Here is a 24402-nt window from a genome sequence, read left to right on the forward strand (position 1 = left end):
ATGACTACGATCGGGCTACGCCCTCACTCCGTCACACCCCGGCGCGAGTCTCATCCTGATTGACGCTGAATCTCACCTAATTTGCCGCTACGCAGGCACACAGTCGACGCTTTCCGATCTCCTGCGGTTTGAGACCGAGGCCCAAGCGGGGCAACCGGTCGATGATATCCGTGAAGTTTCGAACTATGTTGATGCGATGATGTACGGTTTGGAGCGGCTGGAAACGCTGCCAATGTCGTTGCGCCTGATCCGCGAGATGCATGCGAAGTTACTGCAAAGCGGGCGGCGAGGCACCAAGGATCCAGGAGAGTTTCGGCGCTCTCAAAATTGGATTGGTGGCACCCGACCCGGTAACGCACTCTTCGTGCCACCGCCCGTCACGGAAATGGGCGGTTGCCTGGACGCGCTCGAGCGCTTTATGCATGACGACCAATCGCGGTTACCGGCCTTGATCAAAGCCGGCCTGCTGCGGGGGTGCGGATAAAAAGTTGGACTGCTCTATAAGTTCAGGCCGAGGCTCTTACGATATTCGACCGGGCTGAGCGATCCCAACGATATCTTGATACGCTTCTCGTTGTACCAGCGAATATAAGCATCTACCTCGGCAACGAACTGTTCGATTGTGATGGCCTTCCAATCTCGTGGATAGAAGAGTTCCGTTTTAAGCCGGCCGAAGAAGCCTTCGCACGCGGCGTTGTCTTGTGAACAGCCCTTTCGGGATATCGAGCGAACCAATTTCGCTTCGCTAATCCGTGTGAGCCAACCGGGCCAGCGATAATGAGCTCCGCGATCGGAATGGACGATTGGCCGTTCCGCTGCGTCGGTCACGGTCTCGATGGCGGCGTCCAACATGGTATTGACCAGGCCCGCATCTGGTTGCGTTCCAATCGACCAACTGATGACCATGCCGTCGAAGCAGTCGATGATAGGCGAAAGGTACACCTTCCCGGCTGGGATCTGGAACTCGGTGATGTCTGTCAGCCATTTCACGTTCGGCGCTTCTGCATGGAAGTCCCGATTGATCAGGTTCTCAGGCGCAGGACTGATTTCTCCCAGATATGATCCAAAACGCCGTCGACGCGGTCTGGCTACGACCAACTGCTCCTGCTTCATCAACCGCTGCACAACCTTTTCCGAGATTATTACGCTCTGCTTGGCCAGCGACGCCTGTAGTCTGCGATAACCATAGCAACGACGGTTCTCTTCAAAGATTTCCGCAAGGCTGTGCCGGACGGCCGCATACTTGTCTGCCAGACAAATGCGCGTGCGATGGTAAAAGTAGGAGCTTCGGGCAATTCGCAGCTGGGCGAGTAGTTCTGGCAAGCGATAAACTTCCTTAAGGGCGTCAATCAGCTGTGTCTTCTCCCGATTACTCAGGATCTGCAGATCGACGCCCAGGCCTTTTTTTAATAGTTCGTTGGCCTTCTTCAGGAGATCATGCTCGAGTTGCAACTGGCGGACGTCACGCTGAAGGGCTTCAAGCTTTCGCTCGAGTTCTTCACGTTCTGGCACTTTGGAGTTGGCTTTGCGGCGTTTCATGGATGAAGGAGCCTCACGACCGAGAAGCTGATCTTTCCAAGCGTACAATGTCGGCCTTGAGACGCCTAGCCGGTCAGCCACCTGTTGAGCGCTTTCATCTCCACCGCATAGTCCGATAACGCCCGCCTGCCGGACCTCCTGGCAATAACCAGGGTGCCACGATCGACCGACCATCGATGTTCGCGTCTCTGGAAATGCCTCCCGGACCCAGGCGGTCAGAGTCCCTCGCCCGGGATAGCCAAGTGCCCGCATCGTCGCAGAGATGCAACGATCGTGGGTGCGAAAGTGCTCAAGTGCCGCCTGCCTTTCGGCCGCGGAATATTTTGGCGCTCGGGCAGTCGACTGAACACGCAGGTCGAGATGCTGTAAGTACTCACGGTACCAGCCCCTAAGCGCATTCTTGGTGGGATAACCCAACTGGCGAATGGTCGCGTTAAGCCGCTTGCCGAGCCGGATATAAAGCTCAACGGCTCGAAGTCTGTCTGCGTAGGAATACATGAACTACCTCCTGGTGGTCCAAGTTTTCGTCCGCACCCCCTTATGCGCCTAACCGGCTCAGTTCCGCGTGAAAACCAACACGCAAGCTTTGACCGTGGCCCGGGTCGTTTTGTGACCATGTCAACGACTGGTGCACGCTGGTGGTACCAAACGATCTGCCGAGCGCGTTCCATGGAAATCGGTGACGAAGATCAACAGGGGTACGGGTCCGCGGGCACAGGCCTGATCTCGCAGGTGGGGGCCGCACTGTCTACGCTGATCTGACAGGTTGTTACAGCTACAGAGAAGCCCTGCTGAACTTCTCCTCTAGGAGGTCAACGAAGCACCGTACTTTTGTACCGAGCATGCGCGAACTCGGGTAGAGTGCGTGAATACCGAGGCTTTCCGTCGTATAGTCGGGTAAGACCTGCTCAAGCGCTCCATTGGTGATATGTTCTCCGAGAACAAAGGTTGGCCCGTAAACGATGCCACCGCCATCCATTGCCGCTGCCAGCAACATTTGCATGTTGTCTGCCTTCAGGCGGGTCGGTCCGGATACAGTTACCGTCTTACCCTTCTTGTCGGTGAAGCTCCAGTCACCTCCGGACGTCGCCCTGCTGAAGGCGAGGCGGTCGTATCGCCGCAGATCCGCCGGGTCGCTCGGTCTGCCGTGCTTGTCGAGGTAGGCGGGAGCGGCACAGGCTGTCATCCCACTTTCTCCAAGCCTTCGGGAGATCAGGCTTGAATCGGGCAGGGTCCCTATGCGAATCGCCATGTCGAATCCTCCTTCAATCAGATCGACGTAGCGATCCTCCAGGCTCATCTCTACCGACACGTTCGGATAGCGCCTCGTGTATTCGGCGACTGGCTGCCCCAGATGGAGAGCGCCAAACGTGGTTGGCGCTGCAACCCTTAGCGTGCCGTGTGGCTGATCCTGCTGCTGCGAGGCACTAGTATTGGCTTCGTCGAGAGCGTCGAGGATGAGGCTGCTCCGCTGGTAGTAGTCCATACCAACATCGGTGAGATGCAGCTTTCGTGTCGTTCGCTGCAGAAGCCGGACGCCGAGCTCGGCTTCGATCGCGGCCACATGCTTGCCCGCCATCGCGGGAGTGATGCCATGTGCTCGCGCGGCAGCGGCTAGACTGCCCTTGTCGACGGCTGCGACAAAAACCGAAAGTCCGACGAACCGATCCATCAATTCGATCCTTTGGTTATCGAGTGCATGAAGTAACTACCGGATTATCGTTCTCATGGGAACGACATAAATGGATGCCATCGACATCAACAACGAAAGAGACAAACGATGGAAATCAAGGCCAACGGTATCAACCTGCATTTCGAAGACCGTGGTGCAGGCGATCAGACGCTGGTTTTTCTTCATTACTGGGGAGGGACGTCGCGGACCTGGAACAACGTGATCAAGGCCTTGAAGTCCGAGGTTCGCTCGGTCGCTTTCGATGCCCGCGGCTGGGGCAAGTCGGATCATCCGGAAGGTGGCTATGACATCGTTTCGATGGCAAACGACGTGGAGGCCGCGATCGCTGGTTTGGAGCTGAAAAAATACGTCCTCGTGGGCCATTCGATGGGCGGAAAGGTCGCCCAGCTTCTTGCATCTCGGCAGCCTGCGGGACTTACAGGGCTTGTCCTCGTCGCGCCGTCACCGGCTCAAGGTAAGTCGCTCCCTGAAGACATTCGTGAAGGTATGAAGAGAGCCTACGCGGTAGCAGAGTCGACGGTATGGACCATCGACAACGTCCTAGCCGCCCTTCCGCTTTCGCAAGCACTGCGCCAGCAGACTATTGAGGACAGCTTGGGCGGGGCCACTGCTGCGAAGCACTGCTGGCCCGCAGGCGCGATTTCGGAAGACGTCAGTGCGGATCTTGGCCGCATCAACGTTCCGGTCCTCGTCATCGGTGGCGAGAAGGACAAGGTCGACAGCGTCGAGCTGCTGGAAAACGTCGTCATTCCATCTTTGCCCGGTGCGCAGCTGACCGTCATACCCGAGGTCGGCCACCTTTCGCCCTTGGAGACCCCTGAGGAGGTCGCTTCCAGGATCGATACCTTTCTGGCCGGTGGGGCAGGGACGACGCCGCGGCCGGAAGACGTAGCGGCCGCTTTCGATAGTGCGCTGAATGGCGGCAACCTCGATGGCGTTATGATGCTCTTTCACCCTCAGGCCGCTATGCGCATGACCGATGGTTCCGTCGTGGAGGGTGGCCCTGAGGCCATCCGGGTTGAGTTCGAGAAGCTGGTTTTGCTAAAGCCGATCCTCAGAAACACGGTCCGCCGCGTGCTAAAGAGCGGTGATATCGCACTGCTTCTCCTCGACTGGGAAATCAGTGTCGCGTCCGACGGTCACCCCAGCGTTCAGCGCGGCACCGCCACCCAGATCGTCGAGCGCTCAGCGACGGGCAATTGGCAGCTCCGGATCTCGAACCCATTGGGCATCGAATAAGCAAGCATTGTCGAGGCTCCAGCCCGTAGTCGGAGCCTCGAAGCATATCTGGGTCCACGATCAACTGGGAGGTCTGGAGGGTTCATTTGCAAAGTGGCATCGATGTCACGGATGTGGGGCAGGGGCGTTGAAGTCCTGGCGATCCTCGACAAGACAAACGAGCGGAAATATTCGGGCGCTACATTGCTCGACGCGGCCACCACTCCGGTCTGAATCGATTTCGAGCCGGCGATTGCGCATAACAAGATCATGGTAATTGATGAGTGGCTTGCGATCGGCGGGTCGTACAACTGCACGGCGTCGGCTCAGAAACGGGATGTGGAGAACGTGACCTTCTTGGAGAGTCGACAGCTGGCGCGAGAGCATTGGGCGAATTGGATATCCGTCTGAAGATCTCTGGTCCCTTCGACGCATCCTAAGAAAATCAGTGATCGAATGGTCGTAGTCAAATAAAGCTCTGCCCCCAGTGTGAGGCAGAGCTTGATTGCCTTGCGGCACTTCATGCGAAACGTCGATTGGGGCGCCAATTTCGCACGGCGCGCCGAAAAAGAGCCGTCTGACAGAAACCTGAACGACGTCATGTAGCGTACGAAAAATAGTCAGCAAACTCTACTTTGGCGCGCGAATTTCACTTTCTTAAATATAAGTAATGTCTATCATGTATATATGCGATATTATCTGCACCAAGATGATGATGGCGACTATTCCATTCTGGACATGCGCACCTTCGAGGTTGTAACGCGCTCCGGTGTAACGCTAGACCGACTGCACCTTGAAGCTGCAAAGACGTTGCTTAGCCTTCTACAAGAACTAGACCGTCGTAGAGAGCTGCCAAATTACCAGATCGCCGCATCGCAGCTGCCTAAAGGGCTGAATTCGTATACCGCTAATATCTGAATTTACTCGGTCGTTGACGGGTCTCATTCTCCCGGTAAGTCGCGATTGTTGAGTTTCGGGGGATTTTGACCCCGATTACAATTGCGCGCTAACCCGCCCGGATGGATCTAATACCCTGAAAAGGTGGATAGTTCGAATTTGCGACCGGGTCATCAGGAAACGCAAAACTGGGCTAGATCATCATGCAAATCAACAGATCGCACCTAACCGAATTGCGTGCCCGATTTGCGGTGATGGATTTGACAAACTTTGCCAACGTCGCGTAACCTGCTCATACGATGGAGGCTCGAATGGCGACGATGAACGTATCTCTTCCCGATCCGATGAAAGATTGGGTCGAGGCGCAAACAAAGACTGGGCGATATTCCAACGCCAGTGACTATGTACGCGACTTGATCCGCAGGGACCAGGCTCGCAGTGACAAGATTGCCGCCATGCAGTGTTTTGTTGATGATGGTCTCAAAAGCGGCGTTGGCAGCCGGTCGAAGGATCAACTCTTTGCTGCGGCCGCTGCGCGCGGAGAAACAACACGCGGCCGCAGGTAATGCCTTTTAGCCTTTCGGTTGAAGCGGAAGAGGACATCATTGCGATCGCCGAACAAGGTATACGCATGTTCGGAATCGCCCAGGCCAGGCGTTACCATGATGATTTGTTCGCTATGTTTGATCTGATCGCTGCCAGCCCGCGAATGGCTCGTGAACGAGAAGAGATTTCGCCGCCGGTCAGAATTTATCCTTTCAAAGCCCATCTTATTGTCTATCGGATTGAGGAGGGCGGAGTAATTTTCGTGATCAGAATATGCCATGGACATGAAGACTGGGTCGGCGATGCCGTTTAAGCCTCATTGAGCGGACGAGTAAGTATCGTTGAATCAGAGTGTTTAATTGCGTTGCAATTTCGGTATCGCATCTCGCCGTGACCCTCTAACGGCTTCGATATAGCAAATTGGTCAATGGATTCGTCACCACCGCCTGGATTATCTTCGGATGAAAATACGGCTCACAGCGTTTAAAACTCAACACTTGACCCGAAGTATACTCAGAAACGCTGTCGAAACGACCGGGTCGCGAGCCAGGTCGTATGCGTCAGCTTCGCATCGCCATCATTCTCGATGAGAACGCATGTGAATCGGCGTTGCGCAATGGCGCCGCCGATCTTTGGAAAATCAACACCTTGTAACGCCGATCTGCCCCAATCACTGCGCCGATAGACACCGGCCCGCCGATATCCAGTTCTCCGGCAGAGAAAGTGCCGCCAACAGCCTCAACAATGCCCGCATGAACAAGAAGCGTCAGATGCGTTGGTCGCCGATTGGCGCTCATCGGCTTCTACAGGTTCGAGCCGCCGTGACGGACGGCCGCCTCAAACAGGCAAAGCTCTACCTTGCAGCCTGACCCCCAGCTCTTTCCCGCTCCCGTGGCAGGTACCCTATTGCAGTTTCGAACGACGACCTTAAGGTGACCGCACTGGACTTCCTTTGTTGATCGGAGAAACGTCTTGGCGCATCGTTGGCTTAGGGCTGCCGCTCTTGTGACCTTATGCATCTGCGTTGCCGGGCAGGTCGCCTTGGCTGAAGACGACGAGACCTCTGGCCAGACCGGCTTGGATAAGGCAAGTCACGACAATGCGAGCCGTAGTGCCTCCCGCGACGATAGTACACGGGATCATGAGCGAGCCAGGCGTCTACCCCAAGACTCCGCAACGCATCAATCCATAACTCTTGCTGATGGACGTGTTCTGAATTTCACGGCCTCGGCCGGCAGCATGCGCCTCCGGGACGAAAGAGGCCAGGATGAAGCGGTGATCGGCTTCGTGGCCTATAAACTCGACGCCGGCGAAGCGAAGACGAGGCCCGTGACATTTGCTTTCAATGGGGGTCCCGGTGCGGGGTCGGCCTGGCTCGACATTGGCGCGATCGGGCCCTGGCGATTGCCCATGGAGCCCGGCAAGATTTATCCGTCGGCACCGCCAGTGCTCGTCGACAACCATGAAACCTGGCTCGACTTTACTGATCTCGTATTCATCGATCCGCCTGGCACCGGCTATAGCCGCATCGTAGCAGACGGGGATGCGGCAAAGCGTAAGTTCTGGTCGGTGCACGGCGACATTAGGGCGCTGAGCGAGGTCGTGCGGCGTTGGCTGGCGCGCAACGACCGAACGGAATCGCCGAAATTTATTGTTGGCGAGAGCTATGGAGGCTTTCGGGGGCCGCTGCTTGCACAAGAACTGGCCACCAATCAGGGCGTTGGTATCAGTGGTCTTGTCCTGATCTCGCCGGTGCTGGATTTCGGTGCTGATGCCGGTGCGTTCTCCTGGCTCGATCGTCTGCCGGCCTATGCTGCGGCTTATCGGGAAGAGAGAGGGCCTGTCACCCGCATCGACCTCGCCGACGTTGAGCGCTATGCGACCAGCGACTATTTGCAGGACTTTATGCGCGGCCCGCGTGATGTGGATGCAGTGTCGCGAATGGTGCAAAACGTCACCCAGTTCACAGGTCTTGATCCGGCCCTGGTAAAGCGGCTCGGGGGCCGGATCGACAAGACGACGTTCCAACGCGAGCATGAACGAGCCGAGGGCAAAGTCGTCGGCGCCTACGATGCGACCGTCAGTGCCTACGATCCCGATCCGACCTCAAACTATAATGAATGGCTGGATCCCGCAGTGACGGGGCTCGAAGCGCCGATGACCAGCGCGATTGTTGGCCTCTATATCGACAAGCTCAACTGGAAGATCGACCGACCCTACAATATCCTCAGCGAGCAGGTTTTCCGCGGCTGGAATTGGGGGGATCGGCCGCAGCCACCCTCTTCGATGGAGCAGCTACGTGCCATGCTGGCGCTGGACTCGAAATTCCGCGTACTGGTAACCGGCGGGCTTACCGATATCCAGGTCCCGTACCTGCAGAACAAACGTATGATCGACCAGGTGCCAGACTACGGCGTACCGGGCCGGTTGCAGTTCACGGTCTATCCAGGAGGCCACATGTTTTATTCTCGTGACGATAGCCGCAAAGTGCTTCACGCCGACGCTGAAGCGTTGGTGACTGGGCAGTAGAGAACAGATTTGCGACGAACGGGTTGATGATTGCCTAAGGCAACGCCGGGTGGCCTGCCACTTGACTGATGATCTGATCGGCTCCGCCTCATGAGAGACAATGGTCTGCCTGGACAAGTCCCACCAGCAGGTCTCGAGTCTCCGTGCCGGGAATTCCCAGGTCGCCAACGGAATTCATAGGGTTGCGATCGCGCACAATTCGCACCGATACCGGAACTCCTTGTTCTCGCAACAAGGCACGGAAGGCATCGCTCTGCGAATGAAACGGCATCGTTTCGGCTTCACCCACTGCCGGCACCACGCGGCATCGAGATCCAATCAATGACTATAGACTTTTTGGACGATCGATATCTGGCATTGAGCTACTCCAAAGGCAATGGCCATTGGATTGGGTCTGCCTGTGGATCGTCCTCTGGCATATGTCCTGATTGCCGACCTCGGGGGGAAGTCGGCACGGCCGGCCGGCTCGGCTCCCTTATATCCCCTGGAGTTCCAATCGATCTTGGAATTGGAATAAGCCCAGGCTTTGTGAACAAAGATTGAGGAAAATTCCTTGCAGCGACAACACCTATGTCCTCAGAACCCTGTAGATTGCGGGAATAACCAGAACCGTCAGCAAAGTTGACGAGGCCAAGCCAAACAGCAGCGAAATCGCGAGACCCTGGAAAATCGGATCGCTGAGAATGACCCCGGCTCCGATCATGGCAGCTAGTGCCGTTAGGAGAATGGGTTTTGAGCGAATGGCGCCTGCCTCGATGAGGATGTCTACCAGCGGACGGTCTTTGGTCGCGCTGTGGCGTATAAAGTCAACCAGCAGGATGGAATTGCGCACGATGATGCCGGCGAGCGCGATGAACCCGATCATGGAAGTTGCCGAAAAGGGCGCACCAAGCAGCCAATGACCGCCAAGAATGCCAATGAAGGTGAGCGGTATCGGCGTCAAAATGACCAGGGGTACTTTGAATGAACCGAATTGGGCGACGACCAGAATATAGATGCCGAGCAAGGCAACCATGAACGCGGCACCCATGTCTCGAAACGTCACCCAGGTGACTTCCCATTCACCGTCCCAAAGCAGCGTCGAAACGCTTTCGTCGTCGGGCTGGCCATGCAGAGATATGCGCGGTTCCGAAAGGCCCGTCCAGTCCTGGGCATCCAGCGCCTTCCTTACGGCAAGCATGCCATACAAGGGGGCCTCATAGGTTCCCGCCAGTTCGCCCGTCACCATCTCGGCAGCGCGTCCGTTGTGGCGAAAAATCGGAAATGACGCTCTCTCCGCGGCTACATGCACGACATCGCCAAGTTCCACGACGCCGCGATCACCAGGTAGAACATTTGCCGGTATCGGCGTGGTCAAGAACCCTTCGTTCAACACTCGGTCGCTCTTCGGCAGTTCAAGCCGGATGGGAATGGGTTGGCGGCCACCGCCTCGATGCGAATAGCCGACGGTTTGGCCATTGCTGAGGATCGAGAGCGTATCGAAGACGTCGCCTTCCTCGACATGAAAGAACTCGGCGTCATCGGTCGAGATCGTGGCGCGCAGGCGTCTTGCCGGCGTTCCGTATGAGTTATCTACATCGACGATGAACGGCACGGAACGAAATGCCGCCTCGACCTTGGCCGCAACCTTTCGGCGCGTGTCGCCGTCGGGACCATAAATCTCGGCCAGCAGCGTCGCGATCACCGGCGGCCCCGGCGGAGGTTCGACCACCTTGATTCTGGTGCCAGTCGGCGTGGCGATTGTGGTCAGGCGATTTCTGATCGCGATGGCAAGCTCATGACTTGTCCGGGAGCGCTCGGCCTTCGGCAGCAGTTCGAGCGCAACTTCTGCCTGTTCCGGGCCGGCCCGAAGATAGTAGTGGCGCACCAGCCCATTGAAATTAAAGGGGCCCGCGGTTCCGGCGTAGGTTTGTGCCGATAGGACTTCGGGAAGTTCCATCGCAATGCGCGCGATCGATTGGGCGGTCGCATCTGTTGCTTCCACGGACGAGCCCTCCGGTAAATCGATCATCACGGAAAGCTCCGATTTGTTGTCGAAGGGCAAAAGCTTGACTGTGACGTTCTCGGTGTAGAAGAGGGCAAGCGAGCCAAGCGTCAGCAAGCCGATAACGGCCAGAAAAATCCAGCTTATCGTCTTTGAGGCCAGCAGCGGGCGGGCGACTAGCGTGTAGAGGCGGCCGACCATTCCGCCTTGTGGGTGGGATTGTTCCGAGTGGCCAATCTTGTCTCTACGAGCAATTTTCAGCATCAGCCACGGTGTCACGATGACGGCGACGAAGAACGAAAAGACCATCGCCGCCGACGCATTGGCGGGAATGGGGCTCATGTAGGGACCCATCATGCCTGAGACGAACAGCATTGGCAGGAGCGCCGTGACCACCGTCAATGTGGCGATAATTGTCGGATTTCCCACTTCCGCAACCGCTTCTATCGCCGCTTGCTTGCGGCTGCGGTCGTCTCCCATTCCCCAATGGCGCGCTATGTTCTCGATAATGACGATAGCGTCGTCGACAAGAATGCCGATAGAAAATATCAGCGCGAACAGCGACACGCGATTGAGCGTATATCCCATGAGTTTCGAGGCAAAAAGCGTAAGCAGGATGGTAACCGGAATAACGACCGCAACCACCAGAGCCTCCCGCCATCCAATGGCAAGGCCGACGAGCACGATGATCGATACGGTTGCCAAGCCAAGATGCAGCAGCAGTTCATTCGCCTTATCGTTGGCTGTCTCTCCGTAGTTGCGTGTTACCCGCAATGTCATGCTGCTGGGGATAAGCGTACCCTTGAGCGCCTCGACGCGTGCCAATACGGATTGTGCGACTGTAACGGCATTTGACCCCGATCGTTTTGCGATCGCGATCGTGACGGCGGGCACGCGAACAATCTGCTTGTCGGCGTGCACGAGGCTTGCCGAAATCGTTTCAGCGCTATCTGACGCGAAACCAATATTGGCAACATCTCGCACGTAGACGGGACGGCCGTCGCGTGAGGTCAGCAGCAGGTTGCCGATTTCGGCGGTCGTGCCCAACGTCTCTCCGGCGACAAGGCCGATCTGTTCTCCCTGGTCGCGAATTTGCCCAGCAGGAAACGCGCGGTTAGCCCCCCCAACCTTCGCGGCCAGTTGCTGAAGTGTTATACCATAAAGGGCAAGCTTGGCCGGGTCGGGCGCGACCCGGATGACCTCGTCCGATTCACCAACGAGATAGCTCAAACCGACATCGTCTACCTTTGACAGCTCGGTTCTGAGTTCACGTGCTACACGTGTCAAATCGTTGCCCGTCATGCGAGTGGCATCATCCGTCGCCGGCGTCAGTATCAGCGAGAGAATGGCGACGTCGTCGATGCTCCGGCCAACGATCAATGGCGCTGGGATTCCGACTGGAATCTTGTCCATATTCGCCTGGACCTTTTCATGGACCCGCAGAAGGGCTGTGTCGGAGGGCGTCCCGACGACAAACCGCGCCGTGACGAGAACCTGATCGTCATTCGTCTGGGAATAGACGTGTTCCACGCCATTAATTCCTTTGAGAATGGTCTCGAGCGGTTCGGTGACGAGCTTGGCGGCGTCCTCTGCTTTCAGTCCGTCGGCGCGGACGTGGATGTCGACCATCGGAACCGAGATCTGCGGCTCCTCTTCGCGCGGTAGGGTCAGGAGCGCGATCGCGCCGAAGGCCAGTGCGGCCAGGAGCAGAAGTGGGGTTAGCGCAGAAGCGATGAATGAGCGGGTCAGACGCCCCGCAATACCCAAAGAGGATTCGTCAGGCATCATGGGACGATAACCTTGTCGCCTTGGGCAAGTCCCGTGAGTATCTCTATGAAGCGGCCATCTGGACGTTCAATATGCTCGCCGGGTACGACCGCTCGCTCGACCTCGGCAGCGCCCTCGTCGACTTTGACGAAATCCAGTCCAGAATGCGTGGAAATCGCGGTCTCCGGCACAAGCAGCGTCGTTCTTTCACCGACTGGAACCTCGACGAGAACGCGGGCATTGACGAACGGTGTATCGAGCTGATCGGTCTCGACGTCGGCAATCACGCGTCCATTGTTAATCTGTGGATAGATCTTTGCCAGTCGTCCCGACAACTGCTTGCCATTGGCATTGATCTTTATCGTGGCGTTCTCCGTTAAGAACGCCGCATGGCGCTCAGGGATGGCCAACCGCAAGAAGAGGCCGCCGCCACCGACCGTCGACACCGTCTCGCCCGCCATAATGACAGCCCCCTTGGTGACCGGGACGGTCAGTATTCTTCCCTCGCTCGGGGCATCGACTTCGCCCTCGGCCTGCTGTTGCACGATCACCGAACGTTGAGCCTGCGTCGAGATGATCTGGTTCTGTGTCACGGCGACCTGTGTGCGCATCGCATCGAGCTGCTGAGCCGTCGTAACGCCCCTTAGAACCAGGGTTTCCGCGCGCGCAAGGTCCGTTTGCGCCGTCGACAGTTGCGACTGCAGTGCATTGATCTGCGCATCCATGGCGGCGATCTGGAACGCAAGCTTTTCATCGTGAACGACCGCGATCTTCTGGCCTGACCTGACGGTGTCTCCTTCGGACACGTTCAGTTCGACGATCGTGCCGCCAATGCGCGCGCGGGCAGCGATGGTGTCACGTGCCTCTATCGTCCCATAGACGGCTTTCCATTCGGTGATAGCGGTTGGCTGTAAGGTCAGTGTCGCAGCGGCGGCTGGACCGGAACAGAAGAGTCCCGCCAGCAGGTAGATCAGGCGCATGGATTTATATTCCTAGAAGGCCGCGCCGGGCTTGATTCCGAGTTTTCGAAGGGCGATCGCCGCTGGACAGAAGCCTGTAAAGGCCGACTGTAACATGTTGGCGCCGACAAAAACCGTCAGCCATACAAGATACGGCGACACCCAAACCGTCAGGGCCACCGATAGCAGCACCATGATACCAGCAAAGGCGAGAATGGATCGATCCAAGGTCATTTGCGTTACTCCGATTGTGAGACACGATCGCAATTTCGGTGCGGTCGTCTGGGTGTTTTCGATGTTGATTTCTTTCAGCTTTTCCATTCCAAGTGCGTGAAGTGCCAGCCGCTCGTAAATCGACTCGGGAGTGCCCGTGCGCATTTCGTGCAGATAGTATTTTTTCGAATCCGACCTTGGCCGCGTGAACCCATGCGCCGCTTGAAGACCAATTGACATTACGCGGCGGTATTTGCGGCTTGGGAATTCGATCCGCCGCTCGGCCGGGTGCAGCCGGCTTGTTCCTTGCGGATGGAATGTGATGTTGCGGCTTCTGAAAACCGGAACAAGATCGACTTCAACAGAAGCTCGGTCCCGCCAGCCGACGGCGACCCATGGATTTGATGGCACGAAGCTGTACGTTTCACCCTTGCCGACGACGGAACCTTCGTGTTCCGTCCCGAGCTGATCGCGAAGCTGATAGGCTGCGATGGTTCCTCCCAATCCAGCTCCCAGGACAACGATGTGGGCCATAGTTCCCTCCGATTCTATCTGAGCCTAAGCTCATGGTGTCGATGGACCTTGACGCGGATCAAATCGCCGAGGAATTTACGCAGGCGAGGCGGCTGCGAATTGGTCATAAGCTCTCAGGGCATCCGCGGCATACATCAATGCCGGTCCGCCACCCATGTAGACACACATCGCCATCACCTCTGCGATCTCCACGCGGGTAGCGCCGATTTGTTGCAGTGCTTTGGCGTGAAACGCGATGCAACCGTCACATCGCTGGGTGACGCCTATCGCAAGCGCGATCAATTCCTTCGTCTTCTGATCGACGGCATCGCCCGTCGTTGCGGCTTTGGAGAGCGCGTGGAAGCCCTGCATGGCTTCTGGACAGATTTTGCGGATTTCCGCGGTGTAAGCCGATATGTCCTGTGTTAATTGCCGGTAGTCTTTCGACATCAGGGTATCCTCAATGCAGATTTTAAATCCATATTTGTATGATATCATAAAAATATGAAATGTGAAGGGAGAAGCGATGAACCTCGCGCAAGCTATGGAAAAGAAAGCAGGCAAGGCTTCTGCCTTCCTCAGCGGCTTAGCCAACGAACATCGGCTGCTGGTGCTCTGCCATTTGCTGGAAGGCGAGCAAAACGTCACCTCGCTGATCGAAGCGACGAATATTCCGCAGACGTCGATGTCTCAGCATCTGGCGAAGTTGAAAAAGGAGGGGATCGTGGATTTTCGGCGGGATCATCGCACGCTTTACTATTTCATCAAGGATCCGGCCGTCGTCGAGATCATGAAGGTGCTTTACGAACGGTTCTGTCGGTAGATTTCAGGTGAAACGCGATAGCTGTGCAAATGCACAGACCCGCTTGAATGTCTCGAATCTCCGACGACAACAAGGTGACAGAGGTGTTACGGCCATGTTAATTTGCCTTGTTCCAACGAGATGAAAATTGCGCCAAGATCGATGGCGCTGGCGCAAAAAGAGCAGCCCAAAATGTCCGGCTATCATCACCGATCGCGGCAAACCATCGCATGTATTGATGACTTGTGGTGAATTTGAGCGTCATACCCGCAAGCGCCCCAATCTTGTCGATGCCCTTTCCATGCCCGGCTTATCAGATGTTGATTTCGACACGCCTCGCAGCGAGATTGCACCTCGTGGTGTGGATCCGTCGTGAAATATCTGCTGGACACCAACGTCCTATCTGGACTGAGGAGGGTTGGAGACGGCAGAGCCGATGCAAATGTGGTTGCATCGGCAGAGCTCAAGCGACGACACAGCTGTGTCTTCCCGCGATAATGATCCTGGAGTTGGAACGAGGTATCCTTAGTCTCCAGCTCCGGGAAGCATCCCAGGGCGCGGGCTTGCTTGCCTGGTTAGAAAATCACGTCCGGCCAGACTTCGTCGGACGCATCTTGTCAATCGACGATGGAGTCGCGACCCGATGCGCGCACCTGCATATCCCAGATCGACGCAGTGAGGCAGACGCACCCATTGCTGCGACGGCTGTCAAAAAGGCCAACCTCATTCTTGCAGCGTAATCGCCATCTTTTTCGACCTTCTTTGATTTCGAGACCATTGTTCGGTCTCGTACTTCTGCCAGGAAATTGGAGCTTGGTTTCCAAATTTCACAAAAATGCCGTCACCGCCATGCCGATAACGGCCAGAAGCATGGCAAGACAGGACGCCCAGCCAAGCGCCTTCAACCCGCCGCCGATAACAAACTGCTTCATGACCTTTTGATTGGAGGCGATCAGCATCAAGATCACCATGACGGAAGTTGATCACTGCGCTTCAGAACAATGCCTTCATCGGTGGGATTGGCGTAAAGTTCAACACCATGCCGACGACGGTCGCCAGAGGCTTTACGTGGGGCACCGGGCGTTTTAGAGGCGCGGCGATCGGGACGCCAAAGATCGAAGCATAAATTTTCTAATAGCGCTAGGCGCCTAGATCCCAAGAAACCTGAAGGGTTTAGCCTCCTTGAGTTGATCGTTGGCCATTCCCGAATAGATACGGCTCTGGTCGGGGCCAAGATCAAGCTTCATGACCTTTCCGGTCTTTTCAGAGAAGTCCAGCTTGTTCAGATCGAGCCAGAAGACGTTCGGCGTGAGTGCTGACTCGAAGAAATACAGTCGGCGCTTTTGATCGGATACCGTGCGCCAGCGCGTGGAGGAGATATTGGGCTCGCCCGGCGTGGTAATGCCGAATGGCACCGAGACATTTCGAATAACGCTGAAGACGCTTGCGATTGCCTCGACGGGTTTCTCGCTTTTCGGGATGGCGTTTACGTAAAACGAGGCGCGCGCGAAGCGGTCGGACGCACGGTTTGTGCCCGGAAGCATGACCGTGCCACCGATCTGTCGCCAATATTCCTCCATGGCGAGTTGTTTTTCAAAAATCGGGGAATTGGTCATCACCTGATAATCGCGGTTGTGATGGATGACTTGCTTGCCGCCGATATACTCGATGATGGCGCTATCTCCGGTCGCGTCCGAAATCGAGAGGTGCATTGTCGCCAGCCTGTCTTCTCCTGGCACCTTATCCGTGACGATCGTAAAAGGTTCCTTCGCCAGCGCATCGACTGCTTCTTGAACGGTCGCATAGTTGTCAAGCGCATATTGAGCCCAGGCCGCAATTGTGAGGCCGGGTCTCTTGCCATCATAACCAGGATAGGTGGATTCGACGAGCCATAAGACATTCGCGACCAGCCCGGCTTCGTTCATGCCATCGGTCGTTGAGATGTCGTAACCGGACGCGATCACACTGCCATACTTCGATGTCCACTCGATCGAGTTCGGGCCGGCCGCTCCGGCTCGCTTCATGCCTCGTGGAAAAAGCCAGAGATTCGTCCCGACGTCCGTTTTCCAGTCCATGGAACGCGCGGTGATCACCTCGTCTCCGGCGCCGTGGTAGACGAAACGTGTGCAAGCCTGCGTGGTGGTCGACGCCAATATGGTCGTCGATATCAGCAGGGCGGCGCATTTGGTCGAGAGTAAATGCCATTTCAGGATCATGAGCTTTCTCCGCGCCTCGAGTGGCGACTGCGTTTGGAGGGATCCTACGAAATCGAACTTGTTGCAGGAAGTAGAATCTGCTCAGTTAGCTAATACTGAGTGACTAGCGGCGGTTGTAACGGCATGCCTGCAAGACCGAGGGGACGATGACGTGCCTCTCCGCACTGGTCGTAAATTCACTTTCAGCATGAGAGGGACCACTTTGAACACATTCGCTACCACGGTCATTCTGGTACTATGCAGCGCTCTTCATGTCTGCGCAGCGGATGCTGACATTGTTGATCGGCAAGAAGCGACACCGAAGGCGGCTGATCAACAGAACTGGGCGCTGCAGATAACCCCCTATCTTTGGGCCGCGGGGCTGGAGGGGCATCTGTCGCCATTTCGCCGTGCGCCGACGATCCATGTGGAGAAGTCATTCTCCGATGTCATGGACGATCTCAATTTCGGTGGTTTCATCAACATATGGGGACGGTACGATCGGTTCGTCGTATCCGGCGACATGATGTATGTCGATACGACAGGCAGCCATGGTGCCGGTCCCCTACCTGCGCTGCAAATCCCCGGGTTCGGAGTTGCTATACCGCCGGGTGCCAGCGTCGATGCAAAGGTGGACACGAAACAGTTCATGGCAACATTGCAAGGCGGCTACCGTGTGGTCGACAGCCCGCAGTTCAGTTTGGACGCCCTGGCTGGTGCGCGCGTCTGGCACATCTCAAACGATGTGACGGTAACCGCGAGCCATCCAGCAATTGGCAACCGCTCGGCCAGCCATGACGAGGATTTTGGATGGGTCGATCCGGTGATCGGCGCCCGCGCGTTCCTAGCGGTGACGGAAAAGCTTTCCGTGCAGGCGCAAGCGGATGTGGGCGGGTTTGGAGCGGGGTCGAAGCTCACATGGTCGGCGCTGGCAACGGTCAACTATACTTTCTCGGATCGTGTTTCTGCCTCGGCGGGATATAAGGTCTTAAGCGTTGATTACGATCACGACGGCTATGTTTACGACACACGGCTCTCGGGCCCGGTTCTGGGCATGACCTACCGGTTCTGAATTGTCCGCAATCCTCCACATTACGGTCAATGATCTGAGCGGCCATCGACATCGAACGCTGGACCTTTGGGACGGGGAAGGTGCTGACTGGTCGAAATTGCCCGATTATGGGAAGCGGAGATCCTGCGCTGTCGCCCTTGTTCACGCTGCGCCATCGGATGTGGGAACGAAACGTTGGCTTACGGGTAACATGTGGCCTCCCGAGAGCACATATCCTGCCTTCGATATCATATCGGTCTTCCAGTTCTCACGGTTCGAACCAACGACGGGTGCGCCGAACTGATTTCCCGCTCTACGGAGAGGAGCGGCAACCGCCCTCTCAATGAAACCATGGTGGCCGGCAGCTTGCAGCCTTGAACTGCATGATCGATTCTTTTGACATCAAAATGGCGCCGATGGGCGCAAAACTGGCGAAGCGAGCCATTATTCGGAACATCGCCTCCTACATCTGCACGCTACCCACAAAGCCACGCATATTCGTCACCGATTGGCATCGCACGTTAATTTCCGGCCGGGTGTTACGCCAATCGTTGTTCGCTCGCCTGTCGCCGAAAACAGCCAGAGGACATCGGCAAGACTGAGCCTATCTCTCCGCAAACTGAGTATGCTGCAACTCGCTTTTGCCATTTGCTGCGGTGCCGGGCGGCGCATCGACGGCCCGCATCGCCGCCGATAGAAGCTCCTCTCGACAGTGTAGACCGCTGTTGTAAAGTTTGGCGACCGTCATCGTCAAGCTGGCGACGGCGATTGGGTCTTTCGAGACTCCCCTCGCATTGGAAACCTCCCTCACAATACCCGCGCAAAGCCGAGCATGCTCCTGCGGCAACAAATTCCTCAAATTCATCTTCCCGTCCTTAAGTGGCCCGCCCCCTTGGGGGGCGGGCGAAGCGCAACGCTGTTAGAAGTCCATACCAGCGCCCGATGGGAGTGGCGGGGCTGCGTCTTTCTTAGGCTTCTCGGCGATCATGGCTTCCGTCGTCACGAGCAAGCCCGCAACCGACGCGGCGTCCTGAAGTGCAGTACGCACAACCTTTGCGGGATCGATGACGCCCTGGGCGTAGAGATCACCGTATTCACCCGTCTGAGCGTTCCAGCCGTAGGAGAACTCACTCTTCTCACGCAGCTTGCCGACGATGACTGAGCCTTCGGCGCCGGCGTTCTCGGCGATCTGGCGAACAGGCGCTTCAATGGCGCGGCGGACAATCTCGACGCCGACCTTCTGATCCTGGTTGGCGGTCGCAAGACTGTCGAGTGCCTTGACGGCGCGCAGCAGCGCGACACCACCGCCCGGCAGGATGCCTTCCTCGACGGCTGCGCGCGTCGCATGCAGCGCGTCGTCGACGCGGTCCTTCTTCTCCTTGACTTCGACTTCGGTCGAGCCGCCGACGCGGATAACGGCAACGCCACCGGCAAGCTTGGCGAGCCGCTCCTGCAGCTTTTCGCGGTCGTAGTCAGAGGTGGCTTCCTCGATCTGCGCCCTGATCTGAGCAACGCGGCCGTCGATCTCGGCCTTGGAGCCGACACCATCGATGATCGTCGTATTTTCCTTCTCGATCGCCACCTTCTTGGCGCGGCCAAGCATGTTGAGCGTGACATTCTCCAGTTTGATGCCGAGGTCTTCGGAGATGACGGTGCCGCCCGTCAGGATGGCGATGTCTTCCAGCATGGCCTTGCGGCGATCGCCGAAGCCCGGCGCCTTCACGGCAGCGATCTTCAGGCCGCCGCGCAGCTTGTTGACCACGAGCGTGGCGAGCGCTTCGCCTTCCACATCCTCGGCAATCATGACCAGCGGCTTGCCGGACTGCACCACGGCTTCGAGTACAGGCAGCATCGACTGCAGGTTGGAGAGTTTCTTCTCGTGGATGAGAATGAAGGGATCTTCGAATTCCACCCGCATCTTGTCCTGATTGGTAACGAAGTAGGGGCTGAGGTAGCCGCGGTCGAACTGCATGCCTTCGACGACTTCGAGCTCGGTTTCGGCGGTCTTGGCTTCTTCAACCGTGATGACGCCTTCGTTGCCGACCTTTTCCATCGCTTCGGCCAGATACTTGCCGATCTCTTCATCGCCATTGGCCGAGATCGTACCGACCTGGGCGATTTCGGAATTGCTGGTGATCTTGCGGGCGTTGGTTTTCAGTTCCTTGACGACAGCGTCGACGGCCAGATCTATACCGCGCTTCAGGTCCATCGGGTTCATACCGGAAGCGACAGCCTTGGCGCCTTCCTTGACGATCGCCTGGGCGAGAACGGTTGCTGTCGTGGTGCCGTCGCCGGCGAGATCGTTGGTCTTCGAGGCCACTTCGCGCAGCATCTGAGCACCCATGTTCTCGAACTTGTCTTCCAGTTCGATTTCCTTAGCGACCGACACGCCGTCCTTGGTGATGCGTGGTGCGCCGAAGGACTTGTCAATAACGACGTTGCGGCCCTTCGGACCGAGCGTTACCTTTACCGCATTGGCGAGCAAATCGACCCCACGCAGCATGCGTTCACGGGCATCGGTGTTGAATTTTACATCTTTCGCAGCCATTTATTCACTCCTTCAATAGGCAGCAAGTTCGACTGGTGATTGGGCGCGCTTAAGCGGCCTGCTTCTGCGTTGCATGCGCCTCAATGACGCCCATCACATCGCTTTCCTTCATGATCAGCAGGTCTTCTCCATTGATCTTGATCTCGGTGCCTGACCATTTGCCGAACAGGATGCGATCGCCTGCCTTGACATCAAGCGCCTGGATCTGCCCGGCCTCGTTGCGTCCACCGGGACCGACAGCGATGACCTCGCCTTCCTGCGGCTTTTCCTTGGCAGTGTCGGGAATGATGATGCCGCCTTTGGTCTTTTCCTGGGATTCGACCCGGCGGACGAGAATGCGATCATGAAGCGGTCGGAACGACATGTTTTCCTCCGTTGAGCAAAAATGATGACGTTGAAAACCCAGCCCGGACCGGATGACCAGTCCGGGGGGTGCGAACCTCATTGAGCGTCCGCGCGAAGAAATTTATTTTCGAGATTTTTCGATTTCAAGAGGCTCCACAAGAAAAATTAGCACTCGACGCTGACTGCTGCTAACATACTGGAAAGGAACAGGAAACAGCATCAGGGCGTTCAGAAAACCGTTGATGGCTGCACGATTTTGCGCCACCTTCGCTGTGAACAGAAACGGAGATGATGCATGCAATTCTCATCGGATCTCGAGCGTCAGCTCAATGGCTATGGGCTGACCACCGCGCATATCCTTTATCGCATCCCCGATTTCGAATCCGTCCTGCAAACCTACGTTTGGCAGGATTACGATCTCGCACCTGATTTCCCAGAGATGCACAGGTTTCTCGACTTCTGGCGCGACAGTCTCGACGGACCGCTGCACTCCGTCCGCTATACGCACCAGCGTCTGATCGGACCGAACGAATGGCGACGGGTTGAGGGCGAGTTCAAGCTTCACTGAACTCTTGATTTCGATTTGTCCGCTTCCTAGCTCATCGACCGCCCGAGGCGTTGAACTCGGCGTGCGTCGATTGTGTATGGAGTGACACCTGCATGGAAGAGAATATCAGCATCATCAAGAGCGTTGGCATCGATGAACGCGAAGAGATCATCGTGGACTATGCCCGGTTGCTTGAGACCGCCTCAAAAGAAGCGCTGGTCTATGGAGAAGGGAAGTTCGCAATGATATCTGGCCGCATGGCAGAAGCCATGCGGGTCAATGCCGACGAACTTGCTCGCGATAATCCTGAAAAGACCGAACGTGTGCTGCAGCAGGCCAGCGCGATGATGGCGCAGTTCAAGGCTGCATATCCCCATCGGGTTATCAGTCGATCCGTCCATTGAAGGGCGATGGGGCAGACTTGTCGGCGCGTCGACGGGGTGGGGCATTTTACCGGCAAAGATGCAAGAGAATGAAGTCGAAAATTGCCTGATCTTACTTGGGATGAAATTTTGCGCCACGGATCTTGAATCCGAAATTCTAAAAAACCAAATCGTTTTCCGCCAGCTGCTGAAGATAGAGCTGGCCTTGCTGGAAGCGCCGCCTTTCGGCGCTTCTCTACCCATGTTGCTTCAAGGAGGATATGGCTATGGCAACATCTTACGACTACGCACCGCTCTTCCGCTCGAGCGTCGGCTTCGATCGGGTCTTCAATCTTCTCGAAAACGCCCAGCGCGCCCGCTCGATCAGCGATTGGCCGCCTTATGACATCGTCAAGACCGGCGACGACAGCTACCGCATCTCGATCGCGGTCGCAGGTTTTGCCCAGGATGATCTCGACATCACCTTCCAGTCCAACCTGCTGACTGTCACCGGAAAGAAGCAGGAGGCCGCCAATGAGGGCTACCTGCATCGCGGCATCGCCGGGCGCCCGTTCGAGCACCGTTTCGAGCTTGCCGACCATGTGCGGGTGAACGGCGCGGATCTCAGCAATGGTCTTCTGTCGATCGATCTTGTTCGTGAAATCCCGGAAGCCCTGAAGCCGAGGAAGATTTCGATCCAGACCACGCCGCCCTTAACGTCAGTCGCCCCGCCTCAGATCGAAGGGCAGAAGGCGGCTTGATCGTTAAGTTCATCCAGTGGGTAAGGGGCGCCATTGCGGTGGCGCCCGTCAACATTCCGGGTTGGGAAGGAGAGAGCAATGAAACCCGATATGTCCATAAAACCTGTCACCATTCTGGTCGGCCTGGGCTTCCCTACGGAGGTTCGCAACGTCATGGACGCTTACCGACACCTTGCCGAATGGCCGACATCGTTCAGGGATACGGCGCACTCTGTCGCTATGAAGGCGTGTCAGGCGGCGCTTAACGGGAAAATCGAGGCAGAGACGGCACGCGGCCCGTTCGCAGCATTTGCGGCGAAGCATGATCTGCTGGCTCCCGAAACGCCAGCAATTGCTGCCTCTCGCATTCGACGTGACCGCGATCCCCATGTGCAATGAGGAGATGTCATGGAAAACACCATCTTGCGGCATGCGCTCGACTGTGCAGCCACCATAGGCCCCGCAGTATTGATGCCAGGCATGCAACTCCGGCGACCGATGGATGTCTTGAGATCCCCATCTCTCTTGGTCGATGACAAACTCGCGATCCTTGCCGCGTGGGCATCTGACTTCTATGCGGTCGATTCAAAGCCGGCTTTTCGACGATTGCCAGGGTTGGATGAGCTTATCTCAATCGACGAGATTCAGTCTGCTTGCAAAGAACTAGACGGGCTGCCTCATTCGTAGAGGTTCCCTTCCGGGAGCCTTGGTGCTCGGATCGTTAATTGCGTTGTCGTAGGTGACCTGCGATCGCAATAACCTGGCTTTTGCAACGATGCCTTTCAAGCACAACGCCTACCGCCGCCATCGTATTGGCAAGATGAAGTTCAAAGTCACGAACTGGCGGGAGTACGAGACAGGCCTTCGTCGGCGCGGAAGTCTGACGCTTTGGGTGACGCCCGAGGCACTGTCGTCCTGGCGAGCGCCGAAGCGAACGACGCGCGGCGGCCAGCCGCGCTATTCGGATCTGGCGATTGAGACTGCCCTGACGCTGGGGCTGGTGTTCGGCTTGCGGCTGCGGCAGACTGAAGGCTTCTTGGCCTCGCTACTGAAGCTGATTGGGCTGGATCTCGCCATTCCCGATCACACGACCCTGAGCCGTCGGGCCAGTAAGCGGAAGGCGCCAAACAAGCGGCACGATGATCGCATTCCGGGGAAAGGGCCTGTCCACGTCCTGATCGATAGCACAGGGCTGCAGGTCTACGGGCGCTGGCCAATGGCTGGAGGAAAAGCAGGGTGTTAAATCCCGTAGGGCTTGGCGGAAACTGCATCTGGCGCTGGATGCCGACAGCTCTGACATCATCGCTCACGTTATGACGGACCGGGATTCCGGCGACGGCTCGCAGGTGGAGCCACTACTCGACCAGATCGACATGCCGATAGCGCAGTTCACGGCCGATGGAGCCTATGACGGTGAGCCGACCTACGCTGCCGTCATCAGGCACACCGCCGATGCTGAGGTAGTTGTCCCGCCGCGTGCCAATGCGGTAGAACGTCAGCACGACGATCCCACCAATCAACGAAACCAACATATCGCGACGATCAAAGCTGATGGCCGGATGAAATGCCAGGCCGCGACCGGCTACGGCAAACGATCCTTGGTCGAGAGCGCGATCAGTCGCTACAAATCCATCATCGGCGGCCGGCTAAGAGCGCGCTCGTTCGCAGCACAGCAGACGGAAGTCGCCCTCAGCTGCGCAGTGCTCAATCGAATGCTGGCATGCGCTCGCCCGAAATCCGTCCGGCTCAAGTTCGCTATCGCATAGTCGTAGCATCAAAGACGGAATTCCGTTCATTTAACGATCCGCGCACCAAAGCCCCGCAGCATCAAAGACCGAATTCCGCTCGCAATACGATCGATGCACCCGCGCCCTTGATAGGCTGTCTCTGCCTAGCAGGTCAACAGGGCGGAATTTAACAGGAGGGCATCCAGCCAGGTTGCCCTCCTCAAAGT

24 protein-coding genes and 3 pseudogenes are annotated in these 24402 nt (G+C 56.9%); 17 read left to right on the plus strand and 10 right to left on the minus strand.

The genetic code is table 11. The features are described from left to right. Positions 1 to 91: 91 nt before the first annotated feature. Positions 92 to 469, plus strand: a pseudogene (locus ACIQJ2_RS37100) (Fic family protein); the annotation flags it as partial. A 29-nt stretch (positions 470 to 498) separates the two neighbouring features. On the opposite strand, the gene ACIQJ2_RS37105 reads toward ACIQJ2_RS37100, so the two are convergent. Next, positions 499 to 2037, minus strand: a complete 1539-nt coding sequence (locus tag ACIQJ2_RS37105; protein ID WP_400677906.1) for an IS3 family transposase — start codon at positions 2035 to 2037, stop codon at positions 499 to 501. Between the two features lie 277 nt (positions 2038 to 2314). Further along, complete coding sequence (locus tag ACIQJ2_RS37110) at positions 2315 to 3211, minus strand: LysR family transcriptional regulator (protein ID WP_400677907.1); 897 nt, start codon at positions 3209 to 3211, stop codon at positions 2315 to 2317. Between the two features lie 108 nt (positions 3212 to 3319). Between ACIQJ2_RS37110 and ACIQJ2_RS37115 the strand changes: the two genes are divergently transcribed. The 6 genes from ACIQJ2_RS37115 to ACIQJ2_RS37140 all read left to right on the plus strand — a co-directional run bounded on the left by ACIQJ2_RS37115 (position 3320) and on the right by ACIQJ2_RS37140 (position 8422). Continuing rightward, a complete protein-coding gene (locus ACIQJ2_RS37115; protein ID WP_400677909.1) occupies positions 3320 to 4471 on the plus strand; it encodes an alpha/beta fold hydrolase in 1152 nt (383 codons plus the stop codon). A gap of 231 nt (positions 4472 to 4702) precedes the next feature. Next, a complete protein-coding gene (locus ACIQJ2_RS37120; RefSeq protein WP_400677939.1) occupies positions 4703 to 4861 on the plus strand; it encodes a phospholipase D-like domain-containing protein in 159 nt (52 codons plus the stop codon). 797 nt (positions 4862 to 5658) lie between these two features. Beyond that, positions 5659 to 5913, plus strand: a complete 255-nt coding sequence (locus tag ACIQJ2_RS37125; RefSeq protein ID WP_400677910.1) for a type II toxin-antitoxin system ParD family antitoxin — start codon at positions 5659 to 5661, stop codon at positions 5911 to 5913. After that, positions 5913 to 6206: a type II toxin-antitoxin system RelE/ParE family toxin gene (locus ACIQJ2_RS37130; protein WP_400677911.1), complete on the plus strand. Its 294-nt coding sequence runs from the start codon at positions 5913 to 5915 to the stop codon at positions 6204 to 6206. The genes ACIQJ2_RS37125 and ACIQJ2_RS37130 overlap by 1 nt, the downstream gene beginning before the upstream one ends. A gap of 319 nt (positions 6207 to 6525) precedes the next feature. Further along, positions 6526 to 6762, plus strand: coding sequence for a hypothetical protein (locus ACIQJ2_RS37135; protein ID WP_400677945.1), 237 nt, complete (start codon positions 6526 to 6528; stop codon positions 6760 to 6762). A gap of 406 nt (positions 6763 to 7168) precedes the next feature. Further along, positions 7169 to 8422: a S10 family peptidase gene (locus ACIQJ2_RS37140; protein ID WP_400677912.1), complete on the plus strand. Its 1254-nt coding sequence runs from the start codon at positions 7169 to 7171 to the stop codon at positions 8420 to 8422. A 568-nt stretch (positions 8423 to 8990) separates the two neighbouring features. On the opposite strand, the gene ACIQJ2_RS37145 is transcribed toward ACIQJ2_RS37140, so the two are convergent. From ACIQJ2_RS37145 to ACIQJ2_RS37160, 4 genes are all read right to left on the minus strand, one after another. Continuing rightward, the gene (locus ACIQJ2_RS37145; protein WP_400677914.1) at positions 8991 to 12194 is read right to left on the minus strand and encodes an efflux RND transporter permease subunit; all 3204 of its coding nucleotides are present in this window, start codon (positions 12192 to 12194) and stop codon (positions 8991 to 8993) included. Further along, a complete protein-coding gene (locus ACIQJ2_RS37150; RefSeq protein ID WP_400677915.1) occupies positions 12191 to 13153 on the minus strand; it encodes an efflux RND transporter periplasmic adaptor subunit in 963 nt (320 codons plus the stop codon). The genes ACIQJ2_RS37145 and ACIQJ2_RS37150 overlap by 4 nt, the downstream gene beginning before the upstream one ends. 12 nt (positions 13154 to 13165) lie before the next feature. After that, complete coding sequence (locus ACIQJ2_RS37155; protein ID WP_400677940.1) at positions 13166 to 13366, minus strand: DUF2892 domain-containing protein; 201 nt, start codon at positions 13364 to 13366, stop codon at positions 13166 to 13168. A 588-nt stretch (positions 13367 to 13954) separates the two neighbouring features. After that, entirely contained in the window at positions 13955 to 14308 is a 354-nt protein-coding gene (locus ACIQJ2_RS37160) for a carboxymuconolactone decarboxylase family protein (protein ID WP_400677917.1), read from the minus strand. Positions 14309 to 14384: 76 nt separating this feature from the next. Between ACIQJ2_RS37160 and ACIQJ2_RS37165 the strand changes: the two genes are divergently transcribed. The 3 genes and pseudogenes from ACIQJ2_RS37165 to ACIQJ2_RS37175 all read left to right on the plus strand — a co-directional run. Next, positions 14385 to 14681: an ArsR/SmtB family transcription factor gene (locus tag ACIQJ2_RS37165; protein WP_400677918.1), complete on the plus strand. Its 297-nt coding sequence runs from the start codon at positions 14385 to 14387 to the stop codon at positions 14679 to 14681. Positions 14682 to 14808: 127 nt separating this feature from the next. Continuing rightward, entirely contained in the window at positions 14809 to 15036 is a 228-nt protein-coding gene (locus tag ACIQJ2_RS37170; RefSeq protein WP_400677919.1) for a type II toxin-antitoxin system Phd/YefM family antitoxin, read from the plus strand. Then, positions 15033 to 15370: pseudogene (locus ACIQJ2_RS37175) on the plus strand (PIN domain-containing protein); the annotation flags it as partial. The gene ACIQJ2_RS37170 and the pseudogene ACIQJ2_RS37175, both read left to right, overlap by 4 nt. Before the next feature lie 117 nt (positions 15371 to 15487). Here the strand turns inward: ACIQJ2_RS37175 and ACIQJ2_RS37180 are convergent. Together ACIQJ2_RS37180 and ACIQJ2_RS37185 are read right to left on the minus strand one after the other, a co-directional pair. Further along, positions 15488 to 15619 carry a hypothetical protein gene (locus ACIQJ2_RS37180; protein WP_400677920.1) on the minus strand — a complete coding sequence of 44 codons (132 nt, stop codon included), beginning with the start codon at positions 15617 to 15619 and terminating at the stop codon, positions 15488 to 15490. A gap of 189 nt (positions 15620 to 15808) precedes the next feature. Then, a complete protein-coding gene (locus tag ACIQJ2_RS37185) occupies positions 15809 to 16876 on the minus strand; it encodes a linear amide C-N hydrolase (protein WP_400677921.1) in 1068 nt (355 codons plus the stop codon). Positions 16877 to 17150: 274 nt separating this feature from the next. Here ACIQJ2_RS37185 and ACIQJ2_RS37190 point away from each other — a divergent pair, with 274 nt between their 5' ends. Continuing rightward, on the plus strand, positions 17151 to 17927 hold the full coding sequence (locus tag ACIQJ2_RS37190; protein ID WP_400677942.1) for a hypothetical protein: 777 nt from the start codon (positions 17151 to 17153) through the stop codon (positions 17925 to 17927). Between the two features lie 898 nt (positions 17928 to 18825). Here the strand turns inward: ACIQJ2_RS37190 and groL are convergent. Both groL and ACIQJ2_RS37200 read right to left on the minus strand, forming a co-directional pair. Beyond that, a complete protein-coding gene (gene groL / locus ACIQJ2_RS37195) occupies positions 18826 to 20454 on the minus strand; it encodes a chaperonin GroEL (protein WP_400677922.1) in 1629 nt (542 codons plus the stop codon). A gap of 49 nt (positions 20455 to 20503) precedes the next feature. Further along, positions 20504 to 20818, minus strand: a complete 315-nt coding sequence (locus ACIQJ2_RS37200) for a co-chaperone GroES (protein ID WP_400677923.1) — start codon at positions 20816 to 20818, stop codon at positions 20504 to 20506. Positions 20819 to 21094: 276 nt separating this feature from the next. Between ACIQJ2_RS37200 and ACIQJ2_RS37205 the strand changes: the two genes are divergently transcribed. The 6 genes and pseudogenes from ACIQJ2_RS37205 to ACIQJ2_RS37230 all read left to right on the plus strand — a co-directional run bounded on the left by ACIQJ2_RS37205 (position 21095) and on the right by ACIQJ2_RS37230 (position 24214). Continuing rightward, entirely contained in the window at positions 21095 to 21367 is a 273-nt protein-coding gene (locus tag ACIQJ2_RS37205) for an usg protein (RefSeq protein WP_133705737.1), read from the plus strand. A gap of 92 nt (positions 21368 to 21459) precedes the next feature. Continuing rightward, entirely contained in the window at positions 21460 to 21750 is a 291-nt protein-coding gene (locus tag ACIQJ2_RS37210) for a hypothetical protein (RefSeq protein WP_400677924.1), read from the plus strand. Positions 21751 to 21995: 245 nt separating this feature from the next. Continuing rightward, on the plus strand, positions 21996 to 22469 hold the full coding sequence (locus ACIQJ2_RS37215; protein ID WP_400677926.1) for an Hsp20 family protein: 474 nt from the start codon (positions 21996 to 21998) through the stop codon (positions 22467 to 22469). A 78-nt stretch (positions 22470 to 22547) separates the two neighbouring features. After that, a complete protein-coding gene (locus ACIQJ2_RS37220) occupies positions 22548 to 22847 on the plus strand; it encodes a DUF982 domain-containing protein (protein WP_400677928.1) in 300 nt (99 codons plus the stop codon). Between the two features lie 9 nt (positions 22848 to 22856). Further along, entirely contained in the window at positions 22857 to 23135 is a 279-nt protein-coding gene (locus tag ACIQJ2_RS37225; protein WP_400677929.1) for a hypothetical protein, read from the plus strand. Positions 23136 to 23223: 88 nt separating this feature from the next. Then, a pseudogene (locus tag ACIQJ2_RS37230) lies at positions 23224 to 24214 on the plus strand (IS5 family transposase). Positions 24215 to 24402 lie beyond the last annotated feature (188 nt).

The organism is Rhizobium sp. NPDC092011 (assembly GCF_044756305.1).
GTDB lineage: Bacteria > Pseudomonadota > Alphaproteobacteria > Rhizobiales > Rhizobiaceae > Rhizobium.

Coding starts and splice junctions, on each gene's coding strand:
- ACIQJ2_RS37125 (WP_400677910.1), top strand. CDS start 5,659: ATGGCGACGATGAACGTATCTCTTCCCGATCCGATGAAAGATTGGGTC.
- ACIQJ2_RS37105 (WP_400677906.1), bottom strand. CDS start 2,037: ATGTATTCCTACGCAGACAGACTTCGAGCCGTTGAGCTTTATATCCGG.
- ACIQJ2_RS37185 (WP_400677921.1), bottom strand. CDS start 16,876: ATGATCCTGAAATGGCATTTACTCTCGACCAAATGCGCCGCCCTGCTG.
- ACIQJ2_RS37115 (WP_400677909.1), top strand. CDS start 3,320: ATGGAAATCAAGGCCAACGGTATCAACCTGCATTTCGAAGACCGTGGT.
- ACIQJ2_RS37155 (WP_400677940.1), bottom strand. CDS start 13,366: ATGACCTTGGATCGATCCATTCTCGCCTTTGCTGGTATCATGGTGCTG.
- ACIQJ2_RS37180 (WP_400677920.1), bottom strand. CDS start 15,619: ATGCTGATCGCCTCCAATCAAAAGGTCATGAAGCAGTTTGTTATCGGC.
- groL (WP_400677922.1), bottom strand. CDS start 20,454: ATGGCTGCGAAAGATGTAAAATTCAACACCGATGCCCGTGAACGCATG.
- ACIQJ2_RS37210 (WP_400677924.1), top strand. CDS start 21,460: ATGGAAGAGAATATCAGCATCATCAAGAGCGTTGGCATCGATGAACGC.
- ACIQJ2_RS37200 (WP_400677923.1), bottom strand. CDS start 20,818: ATGTCGTTCCGACCGCTTCATGATCGCATTCTCGTCCGCCGGGTCGAA.
- ACIQJ2_RS37215 (WP_400677926.1), top strand. CDS start 21,996: ATGGCAACATCTTACGACTACGCACCGCTCTTCCGCTCGAGCGTCGGC.
- ACIQJ2_RS37130 (WP_400677911.1), top strand. CDS start 5,913: ATGCCTTTTAGCCTTTCGGTTGAAGCGGAAGAGGACATCATTGCGATC.
- ACIQJ2_RS37225 (WP_400677929.1), top strand. CDS start 22,857: ATGGAAAACACCATCTTGCGGCATGCGCTCGACTGTGCAGCCACCATA.
- ACIQJ2_RS37110 (WP_400677907.1), bottom strand. CDS start 3,211: ATGGATCGGTTCGTCGGACTTTCGGTTTTTGTCGCAGCCGTCGACAAG.
- ACIQJ2_RS37150 (WP_400677915.1), bottom strand. CDS start 13,153: ATGCGCCTGATCTACCTGCTGGCGGGACTCTTCTGTTCCGGTCCAGCC.
- ACIQJ2_RS37160 (WP_400677917.1), bottom strand. CDS start 14,308: ATGTCGAAAGACTACCGGCAATTAACACAGGACATATCGGCTTACACC.
- ACIQJ2_RS37205 (WP_133705737.1), top strand. CDS start 21,095: ATGCAATTCTCATCGGATCTCGAGCGTCAGCTCAATGGCTATGGGCTG.
- ACIQJ2_RS37145 (WP_400677914.1), bottom strand. CDS start 12,194: ATGATGCCTGACGAATCCTCTTTGGGTATTGCGGGGCGTCTGACCCGC.
- ACIQJ2_RS37220 (WP_400677928.1), top strand. CDS start 22,548: ATGAAACCCGATATGTCCATAAAACCTGTCACCATTCTGGTCGGCCTG.
- ACIQJ2_RS37165 (WP_400677918.1), top strand. CDS start 14,385: ATGAACCTCGCGCAAGCTATGGAAAAGAAAGCAGGCAAGGCTTCTGCC.